The following is a 23,352-nucleotide window of genomic DNA, read 5'->3' on the forward strand; positions in this document are numbered from 1 at the left end:
CTGGGAGGGACCATGGCCACCACCGTCGCACGCCCGATCGACCGCTACTTCGCCAGCTATTCCGACGACCACCGCAATGTGCTGAACCAGCGCATCCACGTCCTGGCCGTCCCGGCGATCGCGTGGTCGGTCATCGCCCTGCTGTGGTGCCTGCCGCCGCTGATCACCTGGTTCCAGAACGGGATCTGGGCCGGCCTGGCGATGTTCGCCGCCTGGTGCTTCTACAACCGTCTTTCGCGCACGCTGGGCTACGGCATGCTCGCGTTCTTCTTCGTCAGCGGCTGCGTCTGCCGGCTGCTGGAAGCCGAGATCGGCCTGGTGAACCTGTTCTGGCTGGCGCTGGGGCTTTTTGCCGTGGCGTGGGTGGCGCAGTTCATCGGCCACAAGCACGAAGGCCGCAAGCCGAGCTTCCTGACCGATCTGGTCTACCTGTTGATCGGCCCCCTGTGGGTATTGGCCAAGCTCTATCGCCGGATGGACTGGCGCTACTGACCCGCTTTTCCTGAACGAGCGCGGACACTCACCGGCACTCCACGCCGCACCCTCCAGCATCGTCCCCAGTGGCCTTTCGAGCGACGGCCACCGTTCATCTTCGTGCACACCGTTTCGGCCCCGCAGCCCCTGCGACGCCTGGTTCCGGATCCGTTTCCACAGGCGTCGGGAGGCCACAGTCGGCAAAGTCACCAGCGGGCTTCCATACGGCCGCCGACGGACCCGAATGGGGCCGGGCGCTGCCCGGAAAAAATGAATCAGTGCACGTTACATGCAATTGAGGGCGTATTCGGGTGTATCGGCAGCAATTGCCTGCCTGTTAGACTGAACGGCCTGCTCGTGAATCCCGCATTCCCTGCATGAATCCTAGTCTGCTCCTGCTGCTCGCCCTGCCCTTCCTGATGGCAGTGGCTGTCGCTTCATTCCGCCGCACCTCCCGCTCCACGGCCGCCTGGGTAGCCGCGGCCGCTCCGCTGGGGGGCCTGGCGCTGTTGGCGACGATGACCCCGGCGATCATGGACGGCGGCATCGTCCGCAGTTACGGGGAGTGGATACCGCAGATCGGCCTGGCCTTCTCGCTGCGCCTGGATGGCCTGGCCTGGATGTTCGCCGGGATGGTGCTGGCGATCGGCGCACTGGTGGTGATGTACGCCCACTACTACCTCAGTGCCCGCGACAGCGCCCACCGCTTCTACTGCTACCTGCTGCTGTTCATGGGCGCCATGCTGGGCATGGTGCTGTCGGGCAACCTGTTGCTGCTGATGGTGTTCTGGGAAATGACCAGCATCAGCTCGTTCCTGCTGATCGGCTTCTGGTCGCACCGGCAGGACGCCCGCGAGGGCGCCCGGATGGCCCTGGTGGTCACCGGCGGCGGCGGCCTGGCCCTGCTTGGCGGCGTGCTGTTGATCGGCCGCATCGTCGGCAGCTTCGAACTGGATGCCGTGCTCGCCGCCGGCGATCTGATCCGCGCCAGTTCGCTGTATCCCTATGCGCTGTTCCTGGTCCTGGCCGGCATCTTCACCAAGAGCGCCCAGTTCCCGTTCCACTTCTGGCTGCCGCACGCGATGGCCGCGCCGACGCCGGTCTCGGCCTACCTGCACTCGGCCACGATGGTCAAAGCCGGCGTCTTCCTGCTGGCCCGACTGCACCCGGCGCTGGCCGGCACCGACCTGTTCTTCTATACGGTCAGCGGGATCGGTGCGATCACCCTGTTGATCGGTGCCTGGAACGCGATCTTCCAGCATGACCTCAAAGGCCTGCTCGCCTATTCGACGATCTCCCACCTGGGCCTGATCACGATGCTGTTCGGCCTGTCCGCGCCGATGGCGGTGGTGGCCGGTGTGTTCCACATCCTCAACCACGCCACCTTCAAAGCCTCGCTGTTCATGGCCGCCGGCATCATCGACCATGAAACCGGTACCCGCGACATGCGCAAGCTGGGGGGACTGCGAAAGCTGATGCCCATCACCAGCGCGCTGGCGATCATCGCTTCGCTGGCCATGGCGGGCATCCCGCTGCTCAACGGCTTCCTGTCCAAGGAAATGCTGTTCGCCGAAGCCCTGACCGCCGGGCCGGAGGCGATGCGCATCGCCATGACGATCGCCGCGCTGCTGGCCGGCGTGTTCGGTGTGGCCTACAGCCTGCGCTTCGTGCACGACACCTTCTTCGGCAAGGGGCCACACGATCTGGACCGCGTCCCGCATGAGCCGCCGCGCTTCATGAAGGTGCCGGTGGAGATCCTGGTGGTGGTCTGCGTAGCCGTCGGCGTTGCGCCGGCGATCACCATCGCCCCGGTACTGCACGCCGCGGCGTCGTCCATCCTCGGCCCGGCGATGCCGGCCTACAGCCTCTCGGTCTGGCACGGGTTCAACATGCCGCTGGCGATGAGCGCAGCCGGTGTGGTCGGCGGCATCGCGCTGTACTTCGGCCTGCGCCGCCTGATCGACCTGCACGCGGTGGTCAGCCGCAGCATCGGCCGCAACATTTTCCACAAGCAGCTGGACCTGGTGTTCGGCTTCGCCCACCGGCTCACCCAGGGCCTGGCCAACGGCAGCCTGCAGCGCATGCTGATGGCGCTGGTGGTGGTGGCGGTGATCGTCGCCGCCGCCCCGTTCGTGGCCCATCCCGCCTCGCCCAACTGGCCCTCGCCGCAGCCGATCCCGCTGCTGGGCTGGGCTCTGTGGCTGGTGATGATGGCCTGCGCGCTGGGCGCGCTGTTCGTCTACCGGCAGCGTTTGCTGGCGGTGCTGGTGGTCGGTGGCGTCGGCCTGATGGTCTCGCTGACCTTCGTGTTCCTGTCCGCGCCGGATCTGGCCCTGACCCAGCTGCTGGTGGAGATGGTCACCCTGGTGCTGATGCTGCTGGGCATGAACTACCTGCCGATCCAGTCGCCGCCGGAGAAGTCGGTCTGGCGCAAGCGGCGCGATGCGGTGATCGCGATCGTCGCCGGTGGTGGCCTGGCCGCGATGGCCTACACCGCCATGACCCTGCCGCCCAACACCATGGCCGGCGAGCTGCTGGCACGTGCGCTGCCGGAGGCCTATGGGCAGAACGTGGTCAACGTGATCCTGGTCGACTTCCGTGGCTTTGATACCTTCGGTGAGATCACCGTGTTCGGCATCGCCGCGCTGGTGGTGCACGCCATGCTGCGCCGCTCGCGGATGGCACCGGAGCAGATCATGCCCGGCCCGCCGATCAAGCTGCCGGTACCGGCCGATCTTGCCCAGATCATGTTCCCGCTGACCCTGACCGTCTCGATCTTCCTGTTCCTGCGCGGCCACAACGCGCCCGGCGGCGGCTTCATCGCCGGGCTGGTGCTGGCCGTGCCGCTGCTGATCCAGTACGTCATCCAAGGCACCACTTCGGTGGAATCGCGCTTCGGCTTCGATTACATCCGCTGCATCGGTGCCGGTCTGCTGATCGCCATCCTCAGCGGCTGCGCCTCGATGCTGTTCGGCGTGCCGTTCCTGACCAGCGGCCACCTGGACCTGCACATTCCGTTGATCGGCGAGGTGCCGCTGGCCAGTGCGATCGGCTTTGATACCGGCGTGTACCTGGTGGTGTTCGGCGGGGTGATGCTGATGCTCTCGATGATGGGCACGATCAAGCCCTCGCGCACCCGCAACGCCCGCAAAGGCGAGATCGATCCCACCCGCCGTTCGGCAAAAACCGGGGAGATGCACTGATGGAACTGGCCCTGGCAAGCGCCATCGGCGTACTGAGCGCGATCGGCATCTACCTGTTGCTGCGCGCGCGCAGCTTCGATGTGATCCTCGGCATGACCTTCCTGTCGTATGCGACCAACCTGCTGATCTTCGCCGGTGGACGCCTGGTGCAGGGCAAGGCGCCGGTGCTGCGTGAGGGCATCGACAGCGACCTGGGCAACTACACCGATCCGCTGCCGCAGGCGCTGGTGCTCACCGCCATCGTGATCGCGTTTGCGATGACCGCGGTCAGCATCGTGCTGGCCATGCGCAGTCGCAGCGACAACCACAGCGACCACGTGGACGCGCACGAAGAAGAAGAGCTGCCTGCCGATACCGCGCCGGGCCGGGAGGGCGGCGCATGAACCATGCGGTGATCCTGCCCATCCTGATTCCCCTGTTCGGCGCGGCCTGCTCGCTGTTCGTCGAGCACCGCCGTTACGGGCCGAAGGTGCAGCGCACGGTGGCGTGGACCACGCTGGCCGCGCTGGCCGCCGCGGTGGCCCTGCTGTTCGCGCAGACCGCCGATGGCAGTATCGCGGTGTACCTGCTGGGCGACTGGCCCTCGCGGCTGGGCATCGCGCTGGTGGCCGACCGCCTCTCGGCATGGATGCTGGTGACCACCCTGCTGCTGGCCATCCCCTGCCTGCTGCACGCCTGCTCGGGCTGGGACCGGCGCGCGCCGCACTTCCATGCGCTGTTCCAGTTCCAGCTGGTCGGCCTGAACGGCGCGTTCCTGACCGGCGACATCTTCAATCTGTTCGTGTTCTTCGAGGTGATGCTGATCGCCTCCTACGGCCTGCTGCTCAGCGGCGGGCGCGGCCTGCGCATGCGCATCGGCCTGCACTACGTGGTGTTCAACGTCACCGCCTCGACCCTGTTCCTGATCGCACTCGGCCTGCTGTACGCCTCGCTGGGCTCGCTCAACATGGCCGAACTGTCCCAGCGCATCGCTGAAGTGCCGGCCTCGCACCTGACCCTGGTCAAGGCGACCATGGGGCTGTTGCTGCTGGTGTTCTGCAGCAAGGCCGCGCTGATGCCGCTGTATCTGTGGCTGCCCGAAGCGTATGCGCGTGCGCCGGCGGCGGTGGCGGCGCTGTTCGCGATCATGACCAAGGTCGGCCTGTACGCGGTGCTGCGGGTCAGCACGCTGTGGTTCGGCGAGGGTGCCGGACCGATGGCCGGCTACGGCAGCCAGTGGCTGCTCTGGGCCGGTGTGGCCACCCTCGTGCTGGGCGGCCTGGGCGTGCTCGCTGCGGCACGCCTGCGCGTGCTGATCTCCTACCTGGTGGTGGTCTCGGCAGCGACGCTGTTCATCGCCTTCTCGGTGCGTACGCCCGAAGTGCTCTCGGCCGGCCTCTACTACCTGCCGCACAGCACCTTCGTGGCCGCCGCACTGTTCCTCATTGCCGATCTGATCCGCCGCCGCCGCGGCGGTGCCAGCGATCGCAAGGAAGTCATCGCGCCGATGCCGGGCAAGGAAACGCCTGCGGTACTGTTCCTGATCGGTGCGGTGTCGGTCGCGGGCCTGCCGCCGCTGTCCGGCTTCCTGGCCAAGGCTGCGCTGCTGGCCGGGATGCCCGCGCAGTACACCTGGGCAGTCTGGGCCGCCGTGCTGGGCAGCAGCCTGATGGTCATCGTCGGCCTGACCCGCGGCGGCATCCGCCTGTTCTGGCGCGTGCCGGTGGTCGAAGAAGGCGCACCCAAGCCGCGCAAGGCGCCCACGCGCACCGTGGAATTGTTCGCCGCCGCGCTGCTGCTCAGCTATGGCATCGCGATGAGCGTGTTCGCCGGCCCGCTGATGCAGCACACCGATGCGATGGCCACCCAGCTGCTGCAGCCGCAGGACTACGTGGGTGAGCTGCGCGCCACCACGCCGGAGATCCGCCAGCCATGACGCGCAAGCCTTCCCTCTACAAACGCGTGCTGCCCTCGCCCTCGCTGAGCGTGATGGTCGTGGTGTTCTGGCTGCTGATGTCCGACAGCTTCACCCTGGGCCAGTTCGTGCTCGGCATGATCCTGGGCGTGGTGGTGCCGCTGTTCGCCGCCCGGCTGGACCGCGAGTTCGCGCGGATCGGCTCGCTCAAGCCCCTCCCCAAGCTGTTGTTCGTGACCCTGTGGGACATCCTGATCTCCAACATCCGGGTCGCGATCCAGGTGCTGGGGCCGGAGCGCCGCATCCACCCCGGCTTCATCTGGCTGCCGCTGGATATCGCCAACATCCACGGCATCGCCGCGTTGACCAGCATGATCACGCTGACCCCGGGCACGGTGTCGGCGGCCTTGTCCGATGACCGCAGGTATCTGCTGGTGCACGTGCTGCATCTGGATGATCCGGATGCGCTGATCCGGCAGATCAAATCCCGCTACGAAGCCCCGCTGATGGAGATCTTCCCATGACCGGATACATGTTCATCCAGACCACGATGGTGGTGTGCATGCACGTGGTCGGCCTGGCCATGCTGCTGGCCACCTGGCGCCTGCTGCGCGGCCCGACCGTGCCCGACCGCATCCTCGCCCTGGACACGCTGTCGGTGACGGCGATCGCCGAGCTGATGCTGTTCGGCATGTACCTCAACTCGGCGGTGTATTTCGAAGCCGCGCTGATCATCGCCATGCTCGGCTTCGGCAGCACGGTGGTGCTGAGCAAGTTCGTGCTGCGCCGGGACATCGTCGAATGATCACCTTCATCCAGATCGTGCTGTCGATCCTGCTGCTGTTCGGCTGCTTCTTCATCCTGGTCGGCGCGCTCGGCCTGGTGAAGCTTTCGACCTTCTTCAAGCGCCTGCACGCACCGACCAAGGCCAGCACGCTGGGCGTGGGCTGCGTGCTGGTCGGCTCGGTCTGTTACCACATCTTCCTCGGCGAAGACCCGCAGCCGCGCGAACTGCTGATCACCGTGTTCCTGTTCATCACCGCACCGATCAGTGCGCACATGATGGCCAAGGCCGCGTTGTCGCTGCTGATGGAAACCCGGCCAGAGCTGCCCGGGCACAAGACCGCCAAGGAAGAACAGCTGCCGCCGCCGGAACCGCGCCGCGCAGACGAGACCGACGATGCCAAGGCCCCCGTTTCCCGGGACAGCCAGTAGAGCCGACCGTTGGTCGGCTGCAACACGCCTGCAAAACGGCAGGGCCGACCTTTGGCCGGCTGCAACCAGCCTGCGAAACGGTAGCGCCGGCGGCTGGCCGGCTGCTTCAACAGTTGGCCATCAACCTCACACGCTGCCGATCAACGCCAGCTCGAGCGCGATCCAGCCGACGAAGGCCACCACCAGCACCGCGCCCTCACGCCGGCTGATCGTCAGATCACCGCGCAGCATCGGGTAGAGCACCAGCACGAAGGCGATCGCCGCCGGCAGCTCCAGTTTCACGAACGATGCGGGCAGCGCCAGCGGGCGCAGCGCGGCCATGCCGCCGACCACCACCAGCAGGTTGAACAGGCTCGAGCCGATCACATGGCCCAGCACCATGTCACCCTGCCCACGCCGCGCCGCCGCGATCGCCGCCGCCACTTCGGGCAATGCGGTGCCGATCGCCACCGGCAACAGGCCAACCAGCAACGGCGACCAGCCCAGCCCGGCGCCGAACACCGGCGCGGCCTGCACAACCCAGCGCGCGCCGACATACAGGCAGAGCGCCGCGAACAGCAGCCGCAGGAGGTTCAGGAACAGCCCGGTGCGGGTCATGGCATAGCCGGCGATGGCCTCGCGCACCGGCTCGGATTCCAACCGCGCACGGCGCAGCAGGAACACCAGCAGCCCGACGAAGGCGAGCAGCAGAACCGCCCCTTCCCAGCGCGCGATGACGCCATCCAGGCCGAACAGGATCAGCAGCAGGCTTGCCGCCGCCAGGCACACCAGCAGCGGCGAGAGCAGGCGCGCACGGACCAGCAGCGGTGCGGCCAGCGCCGCCAGCCCCAGGGTCAGGCCGACATTGACGATGTTGCTGCCCACCGCGTTGCCCAGCGCGAGTTCTTCCGCCCCGACCACGAAGGCGCGGGCGTTGACCACCAGTTCCGGCAGCGAGGTGCCGAAGGCCACCAGCAGCAACCCGGCCACGAACGGTGAGGCGCCAAAGCGCTGGGCCAGCCCGGAGGCGGCACGGACGATGCTGTCCCCGCCCAGTGCCAACAGCACCAGGCCCAGCACGAACCAAACAGTGGCAGCGATCATCTGGTGCTCCCCGGTGACGGATGTGGGCCGATTCTAGGGCCCGCCCGGCCCGAACGGTGAACGCCCGCCCCGGCACCCGGGCCAGGACGGTAGCGGTGGCTCAGGAACAGCCTTCCACGTAGTCGACCTGCGGTGTCTTGCCAACGCGCCACGCGGTCACGTTGCCATCGCCGTTGATCTCGAAGTTGATCAGCGCACCGCCCTCGGCCGCCGGGCGCACGCGCAGGTTGTGGCCCTGCGCGTCGTACTTGTGCGGGGTCAGATCGCCGCGGTCGGGGTACAGCGTCTGCAGCTGGCCCAGCGACATGCCGACCTTGCCGCCACCGGGGGCGACGGTGCGGTCGTTGCGCACGTCATAGCGGACCAGGCGCTTGCCCTCGATCATGAAAATGACGTCCTCGGCCTGTGCGCCTTCGGGTCGCAGCGCATGGCAGTAGTCGTCGGCGACCTCGCCCTGCAGCGGTTCTTTCCAGGCCGCGCGGACCTCCTCCAGCGTACTGCCCAACGCGACGGGGCCGTAGCCGTCCAGGCGTGCCGGCCCCGCTGTTGGCGTGCCCGATGCCGCCGTGGCGGGCGCGCTGGGCGCGGTGTACGCCGCCGGCGCAGGCACCGCTGCCTCGGCGTCGCTGGACGGGGTTTCCGGCGCGCGTCCGCACGCGGCCAAGGCGAGCACCATCCCCAGTGCCATCACGCTTCCCAGCTGTTTCATGCCTGCATCTCCCGGTGAATGGGCGCAGCCTAGCGCGTGCGCCGTGTGGGCGGCATGCACACTGTCGTTGTCATCGGCGTTTCACCTGCCGCGTTCAGGCTCGGCCTGCACCGCATCGACCCCGCCCCCATGCAACCGCAGAAGACCGACCTTGCCCGCACCGCGCTGCAGGCCCACCGCGCTCCGCTGGACATGCGCCAGCGCCGGCTGTTGATCCTGTGCGACGGCCAGCGTGACCTGGTCCAGCTGGGCCAGCTGGTGGGCCCGGAGACCCCGGCGATGGTGATCCAGCTGATCCAGACCGGGTATCTGGTGTCCAGTGCGGCCGCGGAGGTCACCGTTGCCGCGCCCGCCGCGCCCGCACCCAGCGTGATGCCGACCGCGGCGCTGGCGCCGGTGACCGAACGCCGCCGCTCGCTGGTCGCCGCGCGGATCTACCTGCTCGACATCCTGGAACTGCAGCGCCATCCGCAGGCGGCGGCGCTGTTCCACACCCTGCAGCAGGCCCGCAGCGACGACGCGGTCATGGCCGCACTGCACGCCGCGCTGGAGGCGCTGCCCGGGCTGACCTCGACCGGCTACGCCGGACGGGTGCGGCAGCGGTTGCTGGAGGTGCTGCCGACGGCGCATGCCGAGCGGTTCCAGATCGCGGCGGTTTGAGGCTGCCTACCCCGAGAAATTCGCCTTCAAGCCCTGCCAGCAGTGCTGGTACCCGCGCTGGCGGTGCGCTGCCGCCATGGCCTGGGCGGTCGGGCGGATCACGCCGCGGGTTTCGAACATGAAGGCCATGGTGTCCTTGATCACGTCCGGTCTGCTCAGGTCGGCGGCGGAGGCCTTCTCGAAGGTCGCCGCGTCCGGGCCGTGGCCGCTCATGCAGTTGTGCAGTGAAGCACCGCCCGGCACGAAGCCTTCGGCCTTCGCATCGTAGGCACCGTGGATCAGGCCCATGAACTCGCTGGCGATGTTGCGGTGGAACCACGGCGGGCGGAACGTGTTCTGCGCGACCAGCCAACGCGGCGGGAAGATCGCGAAATCCATGTTGCTGGTGCCCGGCGTATCACTGGGCGAATGCAGCACCAGGAAGATCGACGGATCGGGGTGGTCATGGCTGATCGAGCCGATCGTGTTGAAGCGGCGCAGGTCATAGCGGTACGGCGCGTAGTTGCCGTGCCAGGCGACCACGTCCAGCGGCGAATGATCGATGTCCGCGCGCCATAGCTGGCCCTCGAACTTGGCGATCAGTTCGAACGCGCCATCGACGTTCTCGAATGCGGCGTGGGGCGTCTCGAAGTCGCGCGGATTGGCCAGGCCATTGGACCCGATCGGGCCCAGGTCGGGCAGCTTCAGCAGGGCGCCGAAGTTCTCGCAGACGTAGCCGCGTGCATCGCCATCGGGCAGTTCGACCCGGAAGCGCACGCCACGCGGGATCACCGCGATCTGCTGCGGTTCGATCTCGATCACGCCCATTTCGGTGAGCAGGCGCAGGCGGCCGAGCTGCGGAACGATCAGCAGCTCGCCATCGGCGTTGTAGAAGTAGCGGCCCTGCATGTCGCGGTTGGCCGCATACAGGTGGATGCCCACGCCATGGTGGGCGTCGGGCGAGCCGTTGCCGCCCATCGTGTACAGCCCCTCGACGAAATCCGTGGGCGTACCGGGCAGCGGCAACGGATCCCAGCGCAGCTGGTTGGGCGAGACCGCACCCTGCGCGAAGTCACCGTGCAGGTGCGGCTGGGCGAAGGGGGTGAACTCACCGTGGGTCACCGCGGGGCGGATGCGGTACACCCAGCTGCGGCGGTTGCTGCCGCGCGGCGCGGTGAATGCGGTGCCGGACAGCTGTTCGGCATACAGGCCATGGGCGACACGCTGCGGGGAGTTCTGCCCCACCGGCAGCGCACCAGGCACCGCCTCGGTGGCGAACTCGTTGCCGAAACCGGTCTGGTAGCCGCGCGATGACATCGGGTTGTTCATGGTCCTGCTCCGCCGGAGGCGTGGATGGCAAGGGAGTACAGCCGATGGCACCGGCGCGGACGCCGATGCCATCGTTGCAGCGTAACGCGGGCGGCTGCCGGTGCGTTACAGCGCGCGTCTTACAGCACGCCGCGCTTCATCTGGTCGCGCTCGATGCTCTCGAACAGCGCGGTGAAGTTGCCTTCGCCGAACCCTTCGTTGCCCTTGCGCTGGATGATCTCGAAGAAGATCGGGCCGATGCAGTTGGTGGTGAAGATCTGCAGCAGCTTGCGCTGCTTGGTCTCCGGATCAGCATCGATCAGGATCTTGTTCTTCGCCAGCCGGGCCACGTCTTCACCGTGGTTGGGCACGCGCATGTCGATCACGTCGAAATACGTCTCCGGCGTGTCCAGGAACTCCACGCCCTGGGCGCGCATCGCTTCCACGGTCTCGTAGATGTTCTCGGTGAAGCAGGCGATGTGCTGGATGCCCTCGCCCTTGTAAGCGTCGAGGTATTCGTTGATCTGGCTCTTCGGATCGGAGGATTCGTTGAGCGGGATGCGCACGATGCCATCCGGCGCGGTCATCGCCTTGGACACCAGGCCGGTCTTGAGGCCCTTGATGTCGAAGTAGCGGATCTCGCGGAAGTTGAACAGCCGCTCGTAGTAGTCCGACCACTGCTGCATGTTGCCGAAGTACAGGTTGTGGGTCAGGTGATCGATGAAGGTCAGCCCGAAGCCCTTCGGGCGCGGGTCCACGCCCTCGATCGGCGCGTAATCGGTATCGAACATGCTGCCGTTGGCGCCATAACGGTCGACCAGGTACAGCATGCAGTCGCCGATGCCCTTGATGATCGGGGCGGCGACGGCGCGGGTGTCAGGCTTGAAGTCGATCGCTTCGGCGCCGTTGCCCAGGGCCATCTGGTAGACCTCGTCGCCCGGCTTCTTGAAGCGGATCGCGAAACCGCAGGCGCACGGGCCGTGCTTCTCGGCGAAATCCGAGGCGAACGAGTCCGGCTCTTCATTGACCAGGAAGTTCACGTCGCCCTGGCGATAGACTGTGATCGCACGCTGCTTGTGGCGCAGCACGGCGGTGAAGCCCATCTTGCGGAAATAGTCGTGCAGTTCGGCGCCACGGCCGGCCGGGGCGGCGAACTCGACGAACTCGAACCCATCGATGCCCATCGGGTTTTCGAAGGTGGTGACCTGCATGCCCGGATCGGGTGCGTAGGACGCGGTGCTCGTTTGGCTGGTCATGCTGTGGCTCCAAAGCAGTCCGCATCGGAAAAAACCAGGTGCGGTAGGAAGGCAGACCCGCGAGAATGCGGAGTCCGGAACGTAGGTTATAGTTTCACATGAAACCACCATCAAGGTGCACCGCAACATGAGCCCGCCCGATCCCAGCAGTCACAGCATCCGCGCGTCGCACGCCCTGCTCGATCTGGAGCAGTTCCTGCCGTACCGGCTGAGCGTTCTGTCCAACCGTGTCAGCGGCAACATCGCCAAGCTGTATGGGGACCGTTATGGGCTGGCGATCCCCGAGTGGCGGGTGATCACGGTCCTGGCGCTGTACCCGGGCTCGTCGGCCAGCGAGGTGTCCGATCGCACCGCGATGGACAAGGTCGCGGTCAGCCGCGCCGTGGCCAGACTGCTCGAACGGGGCTTCATCAAGCGTGAAACCCATGGCGACGACCGGCGCCGCTCGGTGCTGGCGCTGTCGGCGGCCGGTTTCGAGGTGTACGAAACCATCGCCCCGCTGGTGATCGACATCACCCGCAAGCTGATGTCCGTGCTCAGCGAGGAAGAAGAACAGATGCTGGAAACGCTGATCCTGCGCCTGGCCGGCGAAGGCCTGCAGCGGATGGACGAGTAGCGCCTCAGTTCAGGTGTTTGCGCCGCGCATGCACCCAGGGCGCGGCCAGGGCGCCGATGGCACCGCCGGCGAACCCCAGCGAGGCCGCCACGGCGGCCGCTTCGATCGCCCCCGGCAAGGCCAGCGCGGCCACCACCAGCAACAGGGATGGCAGACCGATGAAGGTCGCCATGAAGTAGCGCCAGCGCGGTGACCAGGTGCCGACCTGGAGCAGGCTGACCGGCATCCAGGCTTCGCCGGAGGCGTCCTGGGCAACCTTGGCGGCCACCTTGCCCAGGTCCGCTTCGACCGGGCCCTTGCCACCACGTGCGGCGGCCAGCACCGCGGCCACCTCATCGACCGCCGGGAAGCTGGTCGGCCAGGTCTGCGGGGGGGTGACCCCATAGGCGGTCAGCAGCGGCACGCTGAGCCACGGCGCCAGCAGCGGGCGCACCTTGCGGCGATCCAGCACGCACCAGAGCTGCGTCACCCCGTGCGCGGTCACGCTGTACAGCGCCAGCTGCGCCGGCGCCGGGTACGGCAGCAGGTGCACGCGCGCGGCCATGCTGCCGTAGCCCATCGCACGCAGGAAGCCGGGGCGGGTACGCCCCTCGTGCGCCCAGGCCAGGCCGAGCGCGCCGACCAGATACACCTCGGCAGGGTCCTTCGTACCGGCACTGGCGCGATCGTCGCTGGCCAGGAAGAACGCCAGCGATTTGGGTTCTTCGACGTCGTGCTGGTCCCAGCGGCCGGCATCACCGAGTACATGCTTGAGCGGCACGCGCGCCGGGGCGGTTTCGTCCTTGCTGGCGTTGTGCAGGAACGGGACCACGCTCAGCACGAAGCCCTGCAGGTCCACCCCGCGCAGGCCGCTACCCTGCCACTCGGCCGGGATCAGGCCGATCAGGCTGCCCTGGCGTGCCAGCGCGTCCAGCTGCGCCTTCTGCTCGACCAGTTTCTGCACCGCGGCCTTGAGCAGCACGTTGCCGGGCACGGAGACCATCGGCAGGCGGTAGCGGATCGCACCCGGCGCCGGCGTCCCGCCCTCGCCATCGAGCGCATCCGGCGCGGTCTGGTCGTCCAGCAGCACATCGACCGACGGCAGGCTCACGCCGGCGGGCGCATCGAGGGAAACATCGGTGGGGGTGTCACTGGTGCCCGGCTGCATGCGTCCAATTCCGTCGGTTGCCCGCCACGAACAGCGCGGCATGAGGTCCTTGGAGGTAGCGGCAGGGTGGCCGACAAATTGAGCGCAAAAGAAAAGGCCGCGGAATCCGCGGCCTGTTCAGTCACGACGCCTTGGGTGGCGCCCATTGCTTCATGAAGGCGAAGAAGCGGCCACGGTCGTAGCCCTTTTTCTGCCCCTTGTCCGCTTCCAGCTCGCCGGTGAACTGCGAGTGCAGCAGCGTGCCGTCGGCGTCGAGCACGAACAGGTGCGGGTAGCCCTTCACTGCCGGGAACTGCGACAGGAACGCCGCGTTCTCGTTTTCTTCGCTGTAGTTGACCTTCATCCAGACGTAGTTGGCATCGCGGAAGCTGCGGATCTCCGCATCGCCTTCGATGAACCCGTCCATCAGATGGCACCACGGGCACCACTCGCCGCCCACATCCAGGATGATCCGCTTGCCACCGCGCTGGGCCTCGACTTTGGCCGTGGCCAGATCGGCGACCGGATCACGCGCAGGATCGAACTGGGCGTTGAGCGCCGCGATCGCGGCGATGTCCGCCGCGGCCGGGGTGTTGCCCGAGGCCACCGGTGCGCCGGGATCGGCGACCGGGGTTTTCTGCTCGGAGGTGTCCAGCGGCTGCGCAGGCGCAGTGGTGGGCGCCGACGACGGCGAACAGGCGGCCAGCAGGCCGGCCACGATCATCGACATTGCCGCTGCTTTCATGCGCATCGCGGTCCTCACTTGACGCCGTGCATCAGCTTGTTGATCAGCGGGGCGACCAGGAACAGCACCACGCCGGAAATGATCAACGCCCAGAAGCCGAAGGTGTAACCCTTCAGGGCCGATTCCACGGTCATGCCGCCTTCGCCGCTGACCACGCCGGCGAAGATGCCGGACATGTTGTTGCCGATGCCGGTGGACAGGAACCAGCCGCCCATGCCGAAGCCGACCAGGCGCACCGGGGCCAGCTTGGTCACCATCGACAGACCGATCGGCGACAGGCACAGCTCACCGATGGACTGGATGACGTAGACCATGAACAGCGTCCAGAACGGAATCTTGCCGTCCACGACCATGCTCGACAGCGCCACCATCAGCAGCGCGAACGCCGCGCCGTTGAACAGCAGGCCCAGGCCGAACTTGCGCGGGATGGACGGGTTGGCGCGGCCCAGCTTGATCCAGATCCAGGCAATGATCGGGGCCAGGGTGATGATCGCCACCGAGTTGACCGACTGGAACCAGGCGGTCGGGAATTCCCAGCCGCCCAGGTTGCGGTTGACGATGTTGTCGGCCAGGAAGGTGAACGAGCTGCCGGCCTGTTCGAAGAACATCCAGAACATCACGTTGAAGGTGAAGATGATCAGCATCGCGATCACGCGGTCACGCTGGACCTTGCCTTCGCGGATGCCTTCGACCAGCAGCAGGATCGCCAGGGCGATGAACATCACACCCAGGATCCACGCCAGCGCGGTGGCGCCGGTGGAGAGCAGGAAGAAGGCCACCGGGATCGCCACGATCGCGCCGATGAACACCATCACGATGCGGCCGTAGCCTTCGGCACCGGCCGGCGGGGCGCCAATGCCCTTCAGGCCGGCACGGCCGACGTAGAACCAGGCCAGGCTGATCAGCATGCCAATGCCCGAGGCGATGAAGACCATCTTGTAGGACGGCATCGCCTGCGTGCCGAACACGCGCTCGGCCAGGTACTGGGTCAGCACCGGGGCGATCATCGCGCCGATGTTGATGCCCATGTAGAAGATGGTGAAGCCCGAGTCGCGGCGCTCATCCTTCAGGCCGTACAGCTTGCCGACCATGGTCGAGATGTTGGGCTTGAACAGGCCGTTGCCGATGATGATCGTGGCCAGGCCCAGCTCGAAGATTTCCTTGTTGGGCATCGCGACCATGAACAGGCCGGCAGCCATGATCACCGCGCCGGTCAGGATGGAACGCTGGTAGCCCAGCACCCGGTCGGCGACGTAGCCACCGAAGATGGCGGCGGCGTAGACCAGCGCCAGGTAGGCGCCGTAGGTCCGGCTGGCCGCGGCCTGGCCGGCCGAATCACCGTCGAAGAACTGCGCGACGATGTACAGCACCAGGGCCCAGCGGATCCCGTAGAACGCAAAGCGTTCCCAGAATTCGGTCATGAACAGCATCCACAACGGGCGCGGATGGCCCAGCGTGGTCTTGAACTCCGGCAGCGCCGGATCGGGAACGGATTTCGCGGCGGCGTCTACGCTCATGCGGGATTCCTGGGTTCGGTGGAAGACATGCACGTCCGATGTGCGAAAGCAGCGCGGGAGAATCCCAGACCAACCACGTTCACGTCAAATACACGCTGATGTGTACCGCTGGCAGCATGGTCGCTGAACTTGCATCTGCAACTTCCGGCCAGAGACCGGCAGCGCAGCAACGGCGGGGCCTGCCGCACCCTACGGCGGATGGGGCAGGTAAATATGAATAGGCTTATTGCGGCCGATGTCCGATCAGGCGTCCGGCGGCATCGGGTCGTCGTTGCGGATCGTGGTGCGCACCTGGAACAGCTCCGGGAAGAAGGTCAGCTCCAGCGCCTGGCGCAGGAAGCCGACCCCGCTGGAGCCGCCGGTACCGCGCTTGAACCCGATCACCCGCATCACCGTGCGCATGTGGCGGAAGCGCCACAGCTGGAAGGCGGTCTCCAGATCGACGAGGTCCTCGCACAGCGAATACTCCCGCCAGAAGCGGTCGGTATTCTGGTAGATCCGCTCGAACACCGGGTGCAGGGCGTCGTCGGCCACGTGCGGCTGCTGCCAGTCGCGGCCCTGGTAGCCGGCCGGGACCGGGTGGCCGAAGCGGGCCAGGTAGCGCAGGAACTCCTCATACAGGCTGGGGGCATCAAGCACCTCCTGCAGCTGGGCCTGGCCGGCCGGGTCGTGCGAGAACACCTGCAGCATCTGCGCGTTCTTGTTGCCCAGCAGGAACTCGATGTAACGGTACTGCAGCGACTGGAAGCCCGAGGACGGGCCCAGCACATCGCGGAAGCCCATGTACTCCGAAGGCGTCAGCGTTTCCAGCACCGACCACTGCTCGGTCAGCTGGCGCAGCACCTGCTTGCTGCGCGCCAGCACCTTGCGGCACTGCCAGACCTCGTCGCGCTGCAGGAACCCGATCGCCGCGCGCAGTTCGTGCGCCAGCAGTTTCAGCCACAGCTCGGAGGTCTGGTGCTGGATGATGAACAGCATTTCGTCGTGGTGCGGCGGGTTGGACAGCGGCTGCTGGGCCGACAGCAGCTGGTCCAGGCGCAGGTAGCCGCCGTAGGTCAGCCGCCCCTCCAGATCGGTGTGGATACCGGCTTCGAGATCGCGTTGGTTCTTGTCGACGGACATGGCAGGGACCGCTAAAGGGGCTGAAAGGGTAGCGCAGTGACCGGGTCGCCGCGCATCCGGCCGTCAGCGGCTCACCGCTCCGCCAGGTCGGCCGAACCCACGATCCTGACGCCGGGCGTGGGCACCAACGCCGCCTCGACCAGCGCGGCGGCGATGTTCCCGGCCGGATTGATCCGCCAGGCGCGCGGCAGCACCGGGCCGAGCACGCCGAGCACCACGCTGGCCAGATGCTCGCCGGTACGCCGTTCGGCACGCTCACCGCCGATCAGCCCGGGCCGGACCAGGGTCAGCGAGGGGTAGCCCAGCGCCCGCAGGTCCTGCTCCAACCGTCCTTTGACCTGGTTGTAGAAGATCCGCGAGCCCGGGTCGGCGCCCATCGCCGAGTTCAATGCGAAGGCATGCGCACCGTGGGCACGCGCCAGCCGCGCCACGGCCAGCGGGAAATCATGGTCGACCCGTGCGAAGGCCTCCTGGCTGCCGGCCTGTTTGATCGTGGTGCCAAGCGCACAGATCACGGCATCCACCGCCCACCAGTCGGCCCCGGCCGGCAGCTGCGCGAAGTCCACCACCGGGTTGAGCAGCGCTGCATCCGTGGTCTTCAGCGCGCGGCGGGTCGGGGCGATCACCGCATCGCAACGCGGGTCATCCAGCAGTTGCCGCAGCACATGGCCCCCGACCAGTCCGGTCGCGCCTACCAGCATCACCTTCATCGCACGCTCCTGCGGTCAGATTGCCTACCATCGTGGCATATCGGGCGTAGCGGGCCCCGCGTTCAAGCCGGCGTGCCCCGCGCCGATACTGTTGCCACCTCCCCTCGCCCCGGCGCACCTCGCCGGTCACTGCCAAGGACCTGCCGCATGACGGACCCGCACGACGCTTCCCCCCGCCCCGGCACCGCCGTCGGGCGGCTGCTGTCGCGGCGACAGAGCGTGGGCACCGGGGTGGAGACCGCCAGCGAGCCGGCGCCCGGGCCCAAAGGCGGCAGCAGCGCGATGCTGCAGCGGCTGTTCGCCGGCATCAATGCGCCCGAGCCGCTGCTGGCTGCGTTCGCCAATGGCATGTCCACCCTGCCCGGCGAGCTGGGCGACATGGGCCTGCGCCTGCAGTCGGCGCAGCGCAGCGCGGACTGGGTGAGCTATGGCCGCGCGATGCGCCAGCTGATCGACAAGTACATCCGCACCATCGAGCAGGAAACGCCCGACGGCCAGCCTGACAGCCTGCGCCTGCGCGAGCTGCTGCGGCACACCGTCGGGGTGACCGTGGCCAGCCTGCTGCAGAACATGCCCGAGCTGCGCGAGGAGCCGGTGCAGCTGGCCGGTGAACTGCGCCACTGGCATCCTGGCCAGCCGCTGCAGCCGATCGAACAGCGGCTGCGCGAGCTCTCGCACCAGATCGGCGTGCGCAGCGACGGCTGGCAGGAGCAGCAGGAGCTGCTGCTGAGTCTGTTCGATCTGCTGTTGGACAACATCAGCGAGCTGCTGGATGACAGCAGTTGGCTGCACGGCCAGGTCCATGCGGTGCGTTCGCTGATCGGCGGCCCGCTGGATCGCGATTCGGTCGAACAGGCGCGCGCCAACCTGCGCGAGGTGATCTACAAGCAGGGGCTGCTCAAGCAGGGCATCGTTGAATCCAAGGCGGCGATGAAGAACGTCATGGGTGGCTTCATCGAGCGCCTGGACGGCATGGCGGTGAGCACCGGCGAGTACCACGACCGGATCAGCAGCTACGCGCTGGCCCTGAAGGAAGCGCGCAGCATCGCCGACCTCAACCAGCTGCTGCAGGATGTGCTGCAGGACACCGGGCGCGTGCAGGACCAGGCGCTGCAGGCGCGCGACCACCTGGGCAATGCACGCCGCGAAGTGGAACAGGCCGAACAGCGCATCGCCGAACTGGAGCAGGAGCTGCGCGAGGTGTCCGGGTTGATCCGTACCGACCCGCTGACTGGTGCGCTCAACCGGCGCGGTCTGGACGAGCTGCTGGAGCGCGAGCTGGCGCGCGCCGCACGCCACGGCCATCCACTGGCGCTGGCGCTGCTCGACCTGGACGATTTCCACCAGACCAACACCCTGCACGGCCATGCCGGTGGCGATGCGGTACTCCGCCACCTGGTGAGCGTCTGCCAGCTGCACCTGCGCAGCAGCGATGCCATCGCCCGGCTCGGTGGCGACGAGTTCGTCCTGCTGTTGCCGGAAACCCCGGCGGCCGACAGCATGTCCACCCTGCTGCGGCTGCAGCGCTCATTGGCACAGCGGCCGCTGCCGCTGGACGAACAGCGCGTGCCGGTGCATTTCAGTGCCGGGCTGGCGCAGTGGCAACCGGGCGAGCCGGCCGAGGCGCTGCTGCGGCGCGCCGATGCGTCGCTGTATGCGGCCAAGCGGGTCGGCAAGAACCGGGTACTGGCGGCCGAGCCGCCGCGCTGAGCCTGCGCCTGTGATATTCGGCGCAGCGGCGCGAATCATCCGGGTATGGACATGACACTGCCCGCCACCGACACCGATCTGCGCCCGCGCTTCGCCGCGCTGCTGGAGCAGCACCGCGGCATCGTGCTGAAGGTGGCGCGCGGCTATTGCCCGCAGCACGAGGACCGGCTGGATCTGGTCCAGGAGATCAGCGTGCAGGCCTGGGCGGCCTTCGAGGCGTTCGACCCGGCGCGGGCGCGTTTCTCGACCTGGCTGTACCGGGTGGCGCTCAACGTGGCGATCTCGCAATGGCGCCGGCAGCAGCATCGGCAGCGCCACCACGCCGCGCTGGACGACGACCTGCCCGCCGCCGACGAAAGCGCGCCGCCCGAGCAGCGTCACGCGCTGCACCAGCTGGAGGTCGCCATCCACGCGCTGCCGCCGCTGGATCGTGCGCTGATGCTGCTGCACCTGGACGATCACGACCATCGGCAGATCGCTGAAGTGCTGGGCATCAGCGTCGCCAATGTCTCTACCCGCCTGCACCGCCTGCGCCAGCAGCTGCGCACGCGCCTGAATCCCACCGACTGAGAGCCCACCATGCAACCGGATGACCTCAAGCAGCTGTGGAACAGCACCAGCCAGCACGCGGATACGCAGGAGACCTTCGCGCTGGAGGCATGGCGCAGCCATCGGCACCGGGCGGTGCAGCGCCAACTCGGGCTCTTCAGCCTCTGGCAGAGGCTGCAGCTGGTGGCCTGGCTGGCATTGGCGGTGTACTGCGGGAGCCAGTGGTGGCAGCAACCGCCGCTGGCGGTGATGCTCAGCGCGATGGCGCTGCACGCCTATTGCATCGCGGTGATCATCGCCAGCATCACCCGCCTGCATCGCCGCCGGCAGCTGGAGCCGACACACACGGTGGTGGAGCAATCGCAGCAGCTGGCCGCGCTTGCCCGGCACACCGCATTGACCGAGCTGCTGCTCGGCCTGCCGTGGTGCTGGCTGTGGCTGGCGGTGCCGGTCCTGGTGGCCTGGCAGGCCTGGGGTGTGGACCTGGGGGCCTTGGCCGCACCGTGGCTGCTGGCCTCGCTGGCGGCGGGGGCGCTGGCCATGCTGGCCGCGGTGCTCCTTGCCCGCCGCTGGGTGCAGCACGCACCGGCGTCGCCGTGGCTGCAGCGCGCAATCGACGCGCTGTCCGGGCGCCGGCTGGCCCGCGCCCGCGCCGAGCTGGACGCCCTGAGCGGCTGGACGCCGACCTGAACCGGCCGGCCGTCAGTGCGCGGGCTTGGACCCGCGCAGCTTCTGGAACCCGGTCACCGCCGCCAGCACCACCGCACCGATCACCACGCCGACGATCACGTTGCCCAGCGCATTGATCAACCAGCCCCAGCTGCCGTCACCGCCCATCTCCAGGATGGCGTGGTGCAGCGGTTCGATGCTGTGCACCAGGATGCCGCCGCCGACCAGGAACATCGCCGCGGTGCCGGCCACCGAGAGGAACTTCATCAGCCACGGTGCAGCCACCAGCAGGCCCCGGCCCACTGCGGCCAGCGCCGCGCCCTTGCGCGACAGGTACAGGCCCAGGTCGTCCAGCTTGACGATGCCGGCGACCAGACCGTAGACGAACACCGTCATCGCCAGGGCGATCACCACCAGCGCGCTGACCTGGTTGAGGAACGGTGCACTGGAGACCACGCCCAGCGACAGCACGATGATCTCCGCCGACAGAATGAAATCGGTGCGGATCGCGCCCTTCACCTTGTCCTTCTCCCACGCGACCATGTCCACCTTCTCGTCGGCCAGGGCCTTGGCCCGCTCGGCCTTGCGCTGCTCATCCTCGTCGCGCGAATGCAGGAAGCGGTGCGCCAGCTTCTCCACGCCCTCGTAGCAGAGGAACGCGCCGCCGATCATCATCAGCGGGGTGATCGCCCAGGGCAGCCAGGCGCTGATCGCCAGCGCGGCCGGCACCAGGATCGCCTTGTTGACCAGCGAGCCCTTGGCGACGGCCCAGACCACCGGCAGCTCGCGGTTGGCACTGACCCCGGTCACCTGCTGGGCGTTCAGCGCGAGGTCGTCGCCGAGCACGCCGGCGGTTTTCTTGGCCGCGACCTTGGTCAGCACCGACACATCGTCCAGCAGGGACGCAATGTCATCGAGCAACGCGAACAGACTGGCACCGGCCATGGTGGATCCAAAGGAGGAAGCGGGAGCGCCGATTCTGACCGATCCGACCCCTGTCGCGGTAGCCGGAGCGGATTCACCAGTCCACCACTGCCGCCCGGCCACACTGCTGGTGATCGTCGCCCCGGAGTCCTGCTTGAACACCACGCCCGTCCTTCCCGGTTCGCCGTCGCTGGTCAAGGGCATGAACCGCCGCAGCCAGATCCTGCGCCTGCTGTTGCGCTACCGTAATTCCGGCGTATTTTCCGGCATGAACCTGGACGCAGGCGCGGTCCACGATGTGCCACCGGAAGGAAACCCGGAACAGTTCGTCACCGACCTGGAATCGCTGGGGCCGACCTTCGTCAAGCTGGGCCAGATGCTCTCCACCCGCCCGGACATGGTGCCGGTGGAGTTCGCCACGGCCCTGGAGCGCATGCAGGAGAACGTTGCGCCGATCCCGGTCGAGCGCGTCGCGGCGATCATCGAAAAGGAACTGGGCGCGTCGGTGTCCAAGCTGTTTGCCAGCTTCGACCCGGTGCCACTGGGCTGCGCCTCGATCGCCCAGGTGCACCGCGCCGAGCTTCACGATGGCCGCCAGGTGGCGGTCAAGGTGCAGAAGCCGGAGGTCGCCGCCCAGCTGCGCTCGGATCTGGACGTGCTGCGCAGCTTTGCGCTGGCCGCCGACCATCTCACCCAGGTCGGACGCCGCGTGCGCCTGCGCGACTGGCTCAATGAATTCGCCAAGACCCTCATGCAGGAGCTGGACTACCAGGCCGAGGCCGAGAACCTGCAGCGCTTCGGCCAGCATCTCAAGCCGTTCAAGCCGCTGTGGGTGCCACAGCCGATCTGGGACTACTGCAGCCACCGCGTGCTGACCATGGAGCTGGCGCAGGGCGTGCGCGTGGACATGATCCCCGATGTGCGCCGTACCGAGCAGCCGATGGCTCCGCTCGCTGCCGCGCTGATCCGCGGCTATGTCGACCAGATCTTCGTGCATGGCGAGATCCACGCCGATCCGCATCCCGGCAATCTGCGCGTCACCCCGGCCGGTCGCCTGGCGATCTTCGACCTGGGCATGGTCGCGCACATGCCGCCGCGCCTGCGCGAGCGCCTGCTCAAACTGTTGTTCGCCGCGGTGGATGGGCGCGGTGAGGAAGTCGCCGATGAAATCATCGGCATCAGCACGCGGCTGGAGTTCTTCGATGAAGAACGCTATCTGCGCGAGACCGGGCAGATCATCGCGCGCTATGCCGCCAACAGCAGCTTCTCCGAAGGCCGCGTGGTGCTGGACCTGGTGCGCATTGCCACCGCCAGCGGCCTGCGCACCCCGCCGGAGCTGAGCCTGCTGGGCAAGGCGCTGTTGAATCTGGAAACCGTGTGCCGGCTGCTGTCGCCGGACCTGGATACCCGGCGCATCGTGGAGAAACAGCTGCAGCACGTGATGCGCGCGCGCCTGAAGAAATCGCTGTCGGCCGCCAACCTCGCCAGCGAGGCGATGGAGATGCAGCAGTTGCTGCGCGACGGGCCACGCAAGATGACCGACATCCTCGCGCTGTTGGCCGAGAACCGCCTGCAGATGAAGGTCACCGGGCTGGAAGAATCCCGCCTGATGGAGAACCTGCAGAAGATAGCCAACCGCGTCTCTGCCGGCATCGTCACCGCGGCGCTGATACTGGCCGCCGCGATGATGATGAAGGTCGATACCGGATGGCATCTGTTCGGCTATCCCGCCATCGCGTTCACCTTGATGTTGATCGGTGTTTTTCTCGGATTGGGCATCATCCTCAGTGCGCTGATCTTCGATCGTCGTGCGCGCTCCAAGGAAGAACGCGGGCATCGTTGACGCGCTCACCACGCGCGTCACGCATTCAGACAACCGGGAA

At 67.4% G+C, this 23,352-nt stretch carries 22 protein-coding genes and 1 pseudogene; 13 read left to right on the forward strand and 10 right to left on the reverse strand.

Going from position 1 to position 23,352, the window contains the following annotated elements:
- Positions 1-12: 12 nt before the first annotated feature.
- From NJD74_RS13165 to NJD74_RS13195, 7 genes are all read left to right on the forward strand, one after another.
- Entirely contained in the window at positions 13-492 is a 480-nt protein-coding gene (locus NJD74_RS13165) for an Mpo1-like protein (RefSeq protein WP_070426118.1), read from the forward strand.
- Positions 493-851: 359 nt separating this feature from the next.
- Positions 852-3,677, forward strand: a complete 2,826-nt coding sequence (locus NJD74_RS13170) for a monovalent cation/H+ antiporter subunit A (protein WP_070426119.1) — start codon at positions 852-854, stop codon at positions 3,675-3,677.
- A complete protein-coding gene (locus NJD74_RS13175) occupies positions 3,677-4,060 on the forward strand; it encodes a Na+/H+ antiporter subunit C (RefSeq protein ID WP_019185295.1) in 384 nt (127 codons plus the stop codon). Before NJD74_RS13170 ends, NJD74_RS13175 begins: the two co-directional genes overlap by 1 nt.
- Positions 4,057-5,592, forward strand: coding sequence for a monovalent cation/H+ antiporter subunit D (locus tag NJD74_RS13180; protein ID WP_102788622.1), 1,536 nt, complete (start codon positions 4,057-4,059; stop codon positions 5,590-5,592). The genes NJD74_RS13175 and NJD74_RS13180 overlap by 4 nt, the downstream gene beginning before the upstream one ends.
- Positions 5,589-6,095 carry a Na+/H+ antiporter subunit E gene (locus NJD74_RS13185; RefSeq protein ID WP_070472347.1) on the forward strand — a complete coding sequence of 169 codons (507 nt, stop codon included), beginning with the start codon at positions 5,589-5,591 and terminating at the stop codon, positions 6,093-6,095. Before NJD74_RS13180 ends, NJD74_RS13185 begins: the two co-directional genes overlap by 4 nt.
- Positions 6,092-6,376 carry a K+/H+ antiporter subunit F gene (locus NJD74_RS13190; RefSeq protein ID WP_070472350.1) on the forward strand — a complete coding sequence of 95 codons (285 nt, stop codon included), beginning with the start codon at positions 6,092-6,094 and terminating at the stop codon, positions 6,374-6,376. Before NJD74_RS13185 ends, NJD74_RS13190 begins: the two co-directional genes overlap by 4 nt.
- Complete coding sequence (locus NJD74_RS13195) at positions 6,373-6,786, forward strand: Na+/H+ antiporter subunit G (protein WP_019185291.1); 414 nt, start codon at positions 6,373-6,375, stop codon at positions 6,784-6,786. The genes NJD74_RS13190 and NJD74_RS13195 overlap by 4 nt, the downstream gene beginning before the upstream one ends.
- 126 nt (positions 6,787-6,912) lie before the next feature.
- Here the strand turns inward: NJD74_RS13195 and NJD74_RS13200 are convergent, their stop codons facing one another.
- Both NJD74_RS13200 and NJD74_RS13205 read right to left on the reverse strand, forming a co-directional pair.
- Entirely contained in the window at positions 6,913-7,869 is a 957-nt protein-coding gene (locus NJD74_RS13200) for a sodium:calcium antiporter (RefSeq protein WP_070426122.1), read from the reverse strand.
- Between the two features lie 100 nt (positions 7,870-7,969).
- On the reverse strand, positions 7,970-8,551 hold the full coding sequence (locus tag NJD74_RS13205; RefSeq protein ID WP_174704350.1) for a hypothetical protein: 582 nt from the start codon (positions 8,549-8,551) through the stop codon (positions 7,970-7,972).
- 156 nt (positions 8,552-8,707) lie between these two features.
- Here NJD74_RS13205 and NJD74_RS13210 point away from each other — a divergent pair, with 156 nt between their 5' ends.
- The gene (locus NJD74_RS13210) at positions 8,708-9,238 is read left to right on the forward strand and encodes a hypothetical protein (protein WP_102788624.1); all 531 of its coding nucleotides are present in this window, start codon (positions 8,708-8,710) and stop codon (positions 9,236-9,238) included.
- Between the two features lie 6 nt (positions 9,239-9,244).
- Here the strand turns inward: NJD74_RS13210 and hmgA are convergent, their stop codons facing one another.
- The gene (gene hmgA, locus NJD74_RS13215; RefSeq protein WP_102788625.1) at positions 9,245-10,546 is read right to left on the reverse strand and encodes a homogentisate 1,2-dioxygenase; all 1,302 of its coding nucleotides are present in this window, start codon (positions 10,544-10,546) and stop codon (positions 9,245-9,247) included.
- Between the two features lie 119 nt (positions 10,547-10,665).
- A complete protein-coding gene (hppD, locus tag NJD74_RS13220) occupies positions 10,666-11,781 on the reverse strand; it encodes a 4-hydroxyphenylpyruvate dioxygenase (protein WP_070426127.1) in 1,116 nt (371 codons plus the stop codon).
- A gap of 127 nt (positions 11,782-11,908) precedes the next feature.
- Between hppD and NJD74_RS13225 the strand changes: the two genes are divergently transcribed.
- Entirely contained in the window at positions 11,909-12,397 is a 489-nt protein-coding gene (locus tag NJD74_RS13225; RefSeq protein WP_026070113.1) for a MarR family winged helix-turn-helix transcriptional regulator, read from the forward strand.
- A 4-nt stretch (positions 12,398-12,401) separates the two neighbouring features.
- Here the strand turns inward: NJD74_RS13225 and NJD74_RS13230 are convergent, their stop codons facing one another.
- The 5 genes from NJD74_RS13230 to NJD74_RS13250 form a co-directional block, all read right to left on the reverse strand.
- Positions 12,402-13,544 (reverse strand): hypothetical protein, encoded by a 1,143-nt coding sequence (locus NJD74_RS13230; RefSeq protein WP_102788626.1) that lies wholly within the window; start codon positions 13,542-13,544, stop codon positions 12,402-12,404.
- Between the two features lie 121 nt (positions 13,545-13,665).
- Complete coding sequence (locus NJD74_RS13235; RefSeq protein WP_102788627.1) at positions 13,666-14,274, reverse strand: thioredoxin family protein; 609 nt, start codon at positions 14,272-14,274, stop codon at positions 13,666-13,668.
- A gap of 8 nt (positions 14,275-14,282) precedes the next feature.
- A complete protein-coding gene (locus NJD74_RS13240) occupies positions 14,283-15,785 on the reverse strand; it encodes a peptide MFS transporter (protein ID WP_046273049.1) in 1,503 nt (500 codons plus the stop codon).
- A 243-nt stretch (positions 15,786-16,028) separates the two neighbouring features.
- The gene (locus NJD74_RS13245) at positions 16,029-16,907 is read right to left on the reverse strand and encodes a tryptophan 2,3-dioxygenase family protein (protein ID WP_019185279.1); all 879 of its coding nucleotides are present in this window, start codon (positions 16,905-16,907) and stop codon (positions 16,029-16,031) included.
- Positions 16,908-16,978: 71 nt separating this feature from the next.
- A complete protein-coding gene (locus tag NJD74_RS13250) occupies positions 16,979-17,617 on the reverse strand; it encodes an NAD-dependent dehydratase (RefSeq protein WP_070472375.1) in 639 nt (212 codons plus the stop codon).
- A 147-nt stretch (positions 17,618-17,764) separates the two neighbouring features.
- Here NJD74_RS13250 and NJD74_RS13255 point away from each other — a divergent pair, with 147 nt between their 5' ends.
- The 3 genes from NJD74_RS13255 to NJD74_RS13265 are packed head-to-tail and all read left to right on the forward strand — an operon-like array spanning position 17,765 to position 20,566.
- The gene (locus NJD74_RS13255; protein ID WP_319624321.1) at positions 17,765-19,327 is read left to right on the forward strand and encodes a diguanylate cyclase; all 1,563 of its coding nucleotides are present in this window, start codon (positions 17,765-17,767) and stop codon (positions 19,325-19,327) included.
- A 57-nt stretch (positions 19,328-19,384) separates the two neighbouring features.
- The gene (locus NJD74_RS13260; protein ID WP_046273067.1) at positions 19,385-19,897 is read left to right on the forward strand and encodes a sigma-70 family RNA polymerase sigma factor; all 513 of its coding nucleotides are present in this window, start codon (positions 19,385-19,387) and stop codon (positions 19,895-19,897) included.
- A gap of 9 nt (positions 19,898-19,906) precedes the next feature.
- The gene (locus NJD74_RS13265; protein WP_070472381.1) at positions 19,907-20,566 is read left to right on the forward strand and encodes a hypothetical protein; all 660 of its coding nucleotides are present in this window, start codon (positions 19,907-19,909) and stop codon (positions 20,564-20,566) included.
- A gap of 12 nt (positions 20,567-20,578) precedes the next feature.
- On the opposite strand, the gene NJD74_RS13270 is transcribed toward NJD74_RS13265, so the two are convergent.
- On the reverse strand, positions 20,579-21,490 hold the full coding sequence (locus NJD74_RS13270; RefSeq protein ID WP_070472385.1) for a DUF808 domain-containing protein: 912 nt from the start codon (positions 21,488-21,490) through the stop codon (positions 20,579-20,581).
- A gap of 166 nt (positions 21,491-21,656) precedes the next feature.
- Between NJD74_RS13270 and NJD74_RS13275 the strand changes: the two are divergent.
- A pseudogene (locus tag NJD74_RS13275) lies at positions 21,657-23,312 on the forward strand (AarF/UbiB family protein); the annotation flags it as partial.
- Positions 23,313-23,352: the final 40 nt, after the last annotated feature.

The sequence above is a fragment of the Stenotrophomonas sp. RG-453 genome, from assembly GCF_033843685.1.
In the GTDB taxonomy this organism is placed as follows: Bacteria; Pseudomonadota; Gammaproteobacteria; order Xanthomonadales; family Xanthomonadaceae; genus Stenotrophomonas; species Stenotrophomonas bentonitica_A.

Bases quoted from the DNA above. Each gene is read 5' to 3' on its own strand.
- NJD74_RS13230 (WP_102788626.1), bottom strand. From the start codon at position 13,544: ATGCAGCCGGGCACCAGTGACACCCCCACCGATGTTTCCCTCGATGCG.
- hmgA (WP_102788625.1), bottom strand. From the start codon at position 10,546: ATGAACAACCCGATGTCATCGCGCGGCTACCAGACCGGTTTCGGCAAC.
- NJD74_RS13180 (WP_102788622.1), top strand. From the start codon at position 4,057: ATGAACCATGCGGTGATCCTGCCCATCCTGATTCCCCTGTTCGGCGCG.
- NJD74_RS13175 (WP_019185295.1), top strand. From the start codon at position 3,677: ATGGAACTGGCCCTGGCAAGCGCCATCGGCGTACTGAGCGCGATCGGC.
- NJD74_RS13245 (WP_019185279.1), bottom strand. From the start codon at position 16,907: ATGTCCGTCGACAAGAACCAACGCGATCTCGAAGCCGGTATCCACACC.
- NJD74_RS13195 (WP_019185291.1), top strand. From the start codon at position 6,373: ATGATCACCTTCATCCAGATCGTGCTGTCGATCCTGCTGCTGTTCGGC.
- NJD74_RS13225 (WP_026070113.1), top strand. From the start codon at position 11,909: ATGAGCCCGCCCGATCCCAGCAGTCACAGCATCCGCGCGTCGCACGCC.
- NJD74_RS13235 (WP_102788627.1), bottom strand. From the start codon at position 14,274: ATGCGCATGAAAGCAGCGGCAATGTCGATGATCGTGGCCGGCCTGCTG.
- NJD74_RS13210 (WP_102788624.1), top strand. From the start codon at position 8,708: ATGCAACCGCAGAAGACCGACCTTGCCCGCACCGCGCTGCAGGCCCAC.
- NJD74_RS13270 (WP_070472385.1), bottom strand. From the start codon at position 21,490: ATGGCCGGTGCCAGTCTGTTCGCGTTGCTCGATGACATTGCGTCCCTG.
- hppD (WP_070426127.1), bottom strand. From the start codon at position 11,781: ATGACCAGCCAAACGAGCACCGCGTCCTACGCACCCGATCCGGGCATG.
- NJD74_RS13170 (WP_070426119.1), top strand. From the start codon at position 852: ATGAATCCTAGTCTGCTCCTGCTGCTCGCCCTGCCCTTCCTGATGGCA.
- NJD74_RS13250 (WP_070472375.1), bottom strand. From the start codon at position 17,617: ATGAAGGTGATGCTGGTAGGCGCGACCGGACTGGTCGGGGGCCATGTG.
- NJD74_RS13190 (WP_070472350.1), top strand. From the start codon at position 6,092: ATGACCGGATACATGTTCATCCAGACCACGATGGTGGTGTGCATGCAC.
- NJD74_RS13185 (WP_070472347.1), top strand. From the start codon at position 5,589: ATGACGCGCAAGCCTTCCCTCTACAAACGCGTGCTGCCCTCGCCCTCG.
- NJD74_RS13240 (WP_046273049.1), bottom strand. From the start codon at position 15,785: ATGAGCGTAGACGCCGCCGCGAAATCCGTTCCCGATCCGGCGCTGCCG.
- NJD74_RS13200 (WP_070426122.1), bottom strand. From the start codon at position 7,869: ATGATCGCTGCCACTGTTTGGTTCGTGCTGGGCCTGGTGCTGTTGGCA.
- NJD74_RS13265 (WP_070472381.1), top strand. From the start codon at position 19,907: ATGCAACCGGATGACCTCAAGCAGCTGTGGAACAGCACCAGCCAGCAC.
- NJD74_RS13255 (WP_319624321.1), top strand. From the start codon at position 17,765: ATGACGGACCCGCACGACGCTTCCCCCCGCCCCGGCACCGCCGTCGGG.
- NJD74_RS13165 (WP_070426118.1), top strand. From the start codon at position 13: ATGGCCACCACCGTCGCACGCCCGATCGACCGCTACTTCGCCAGCTAT.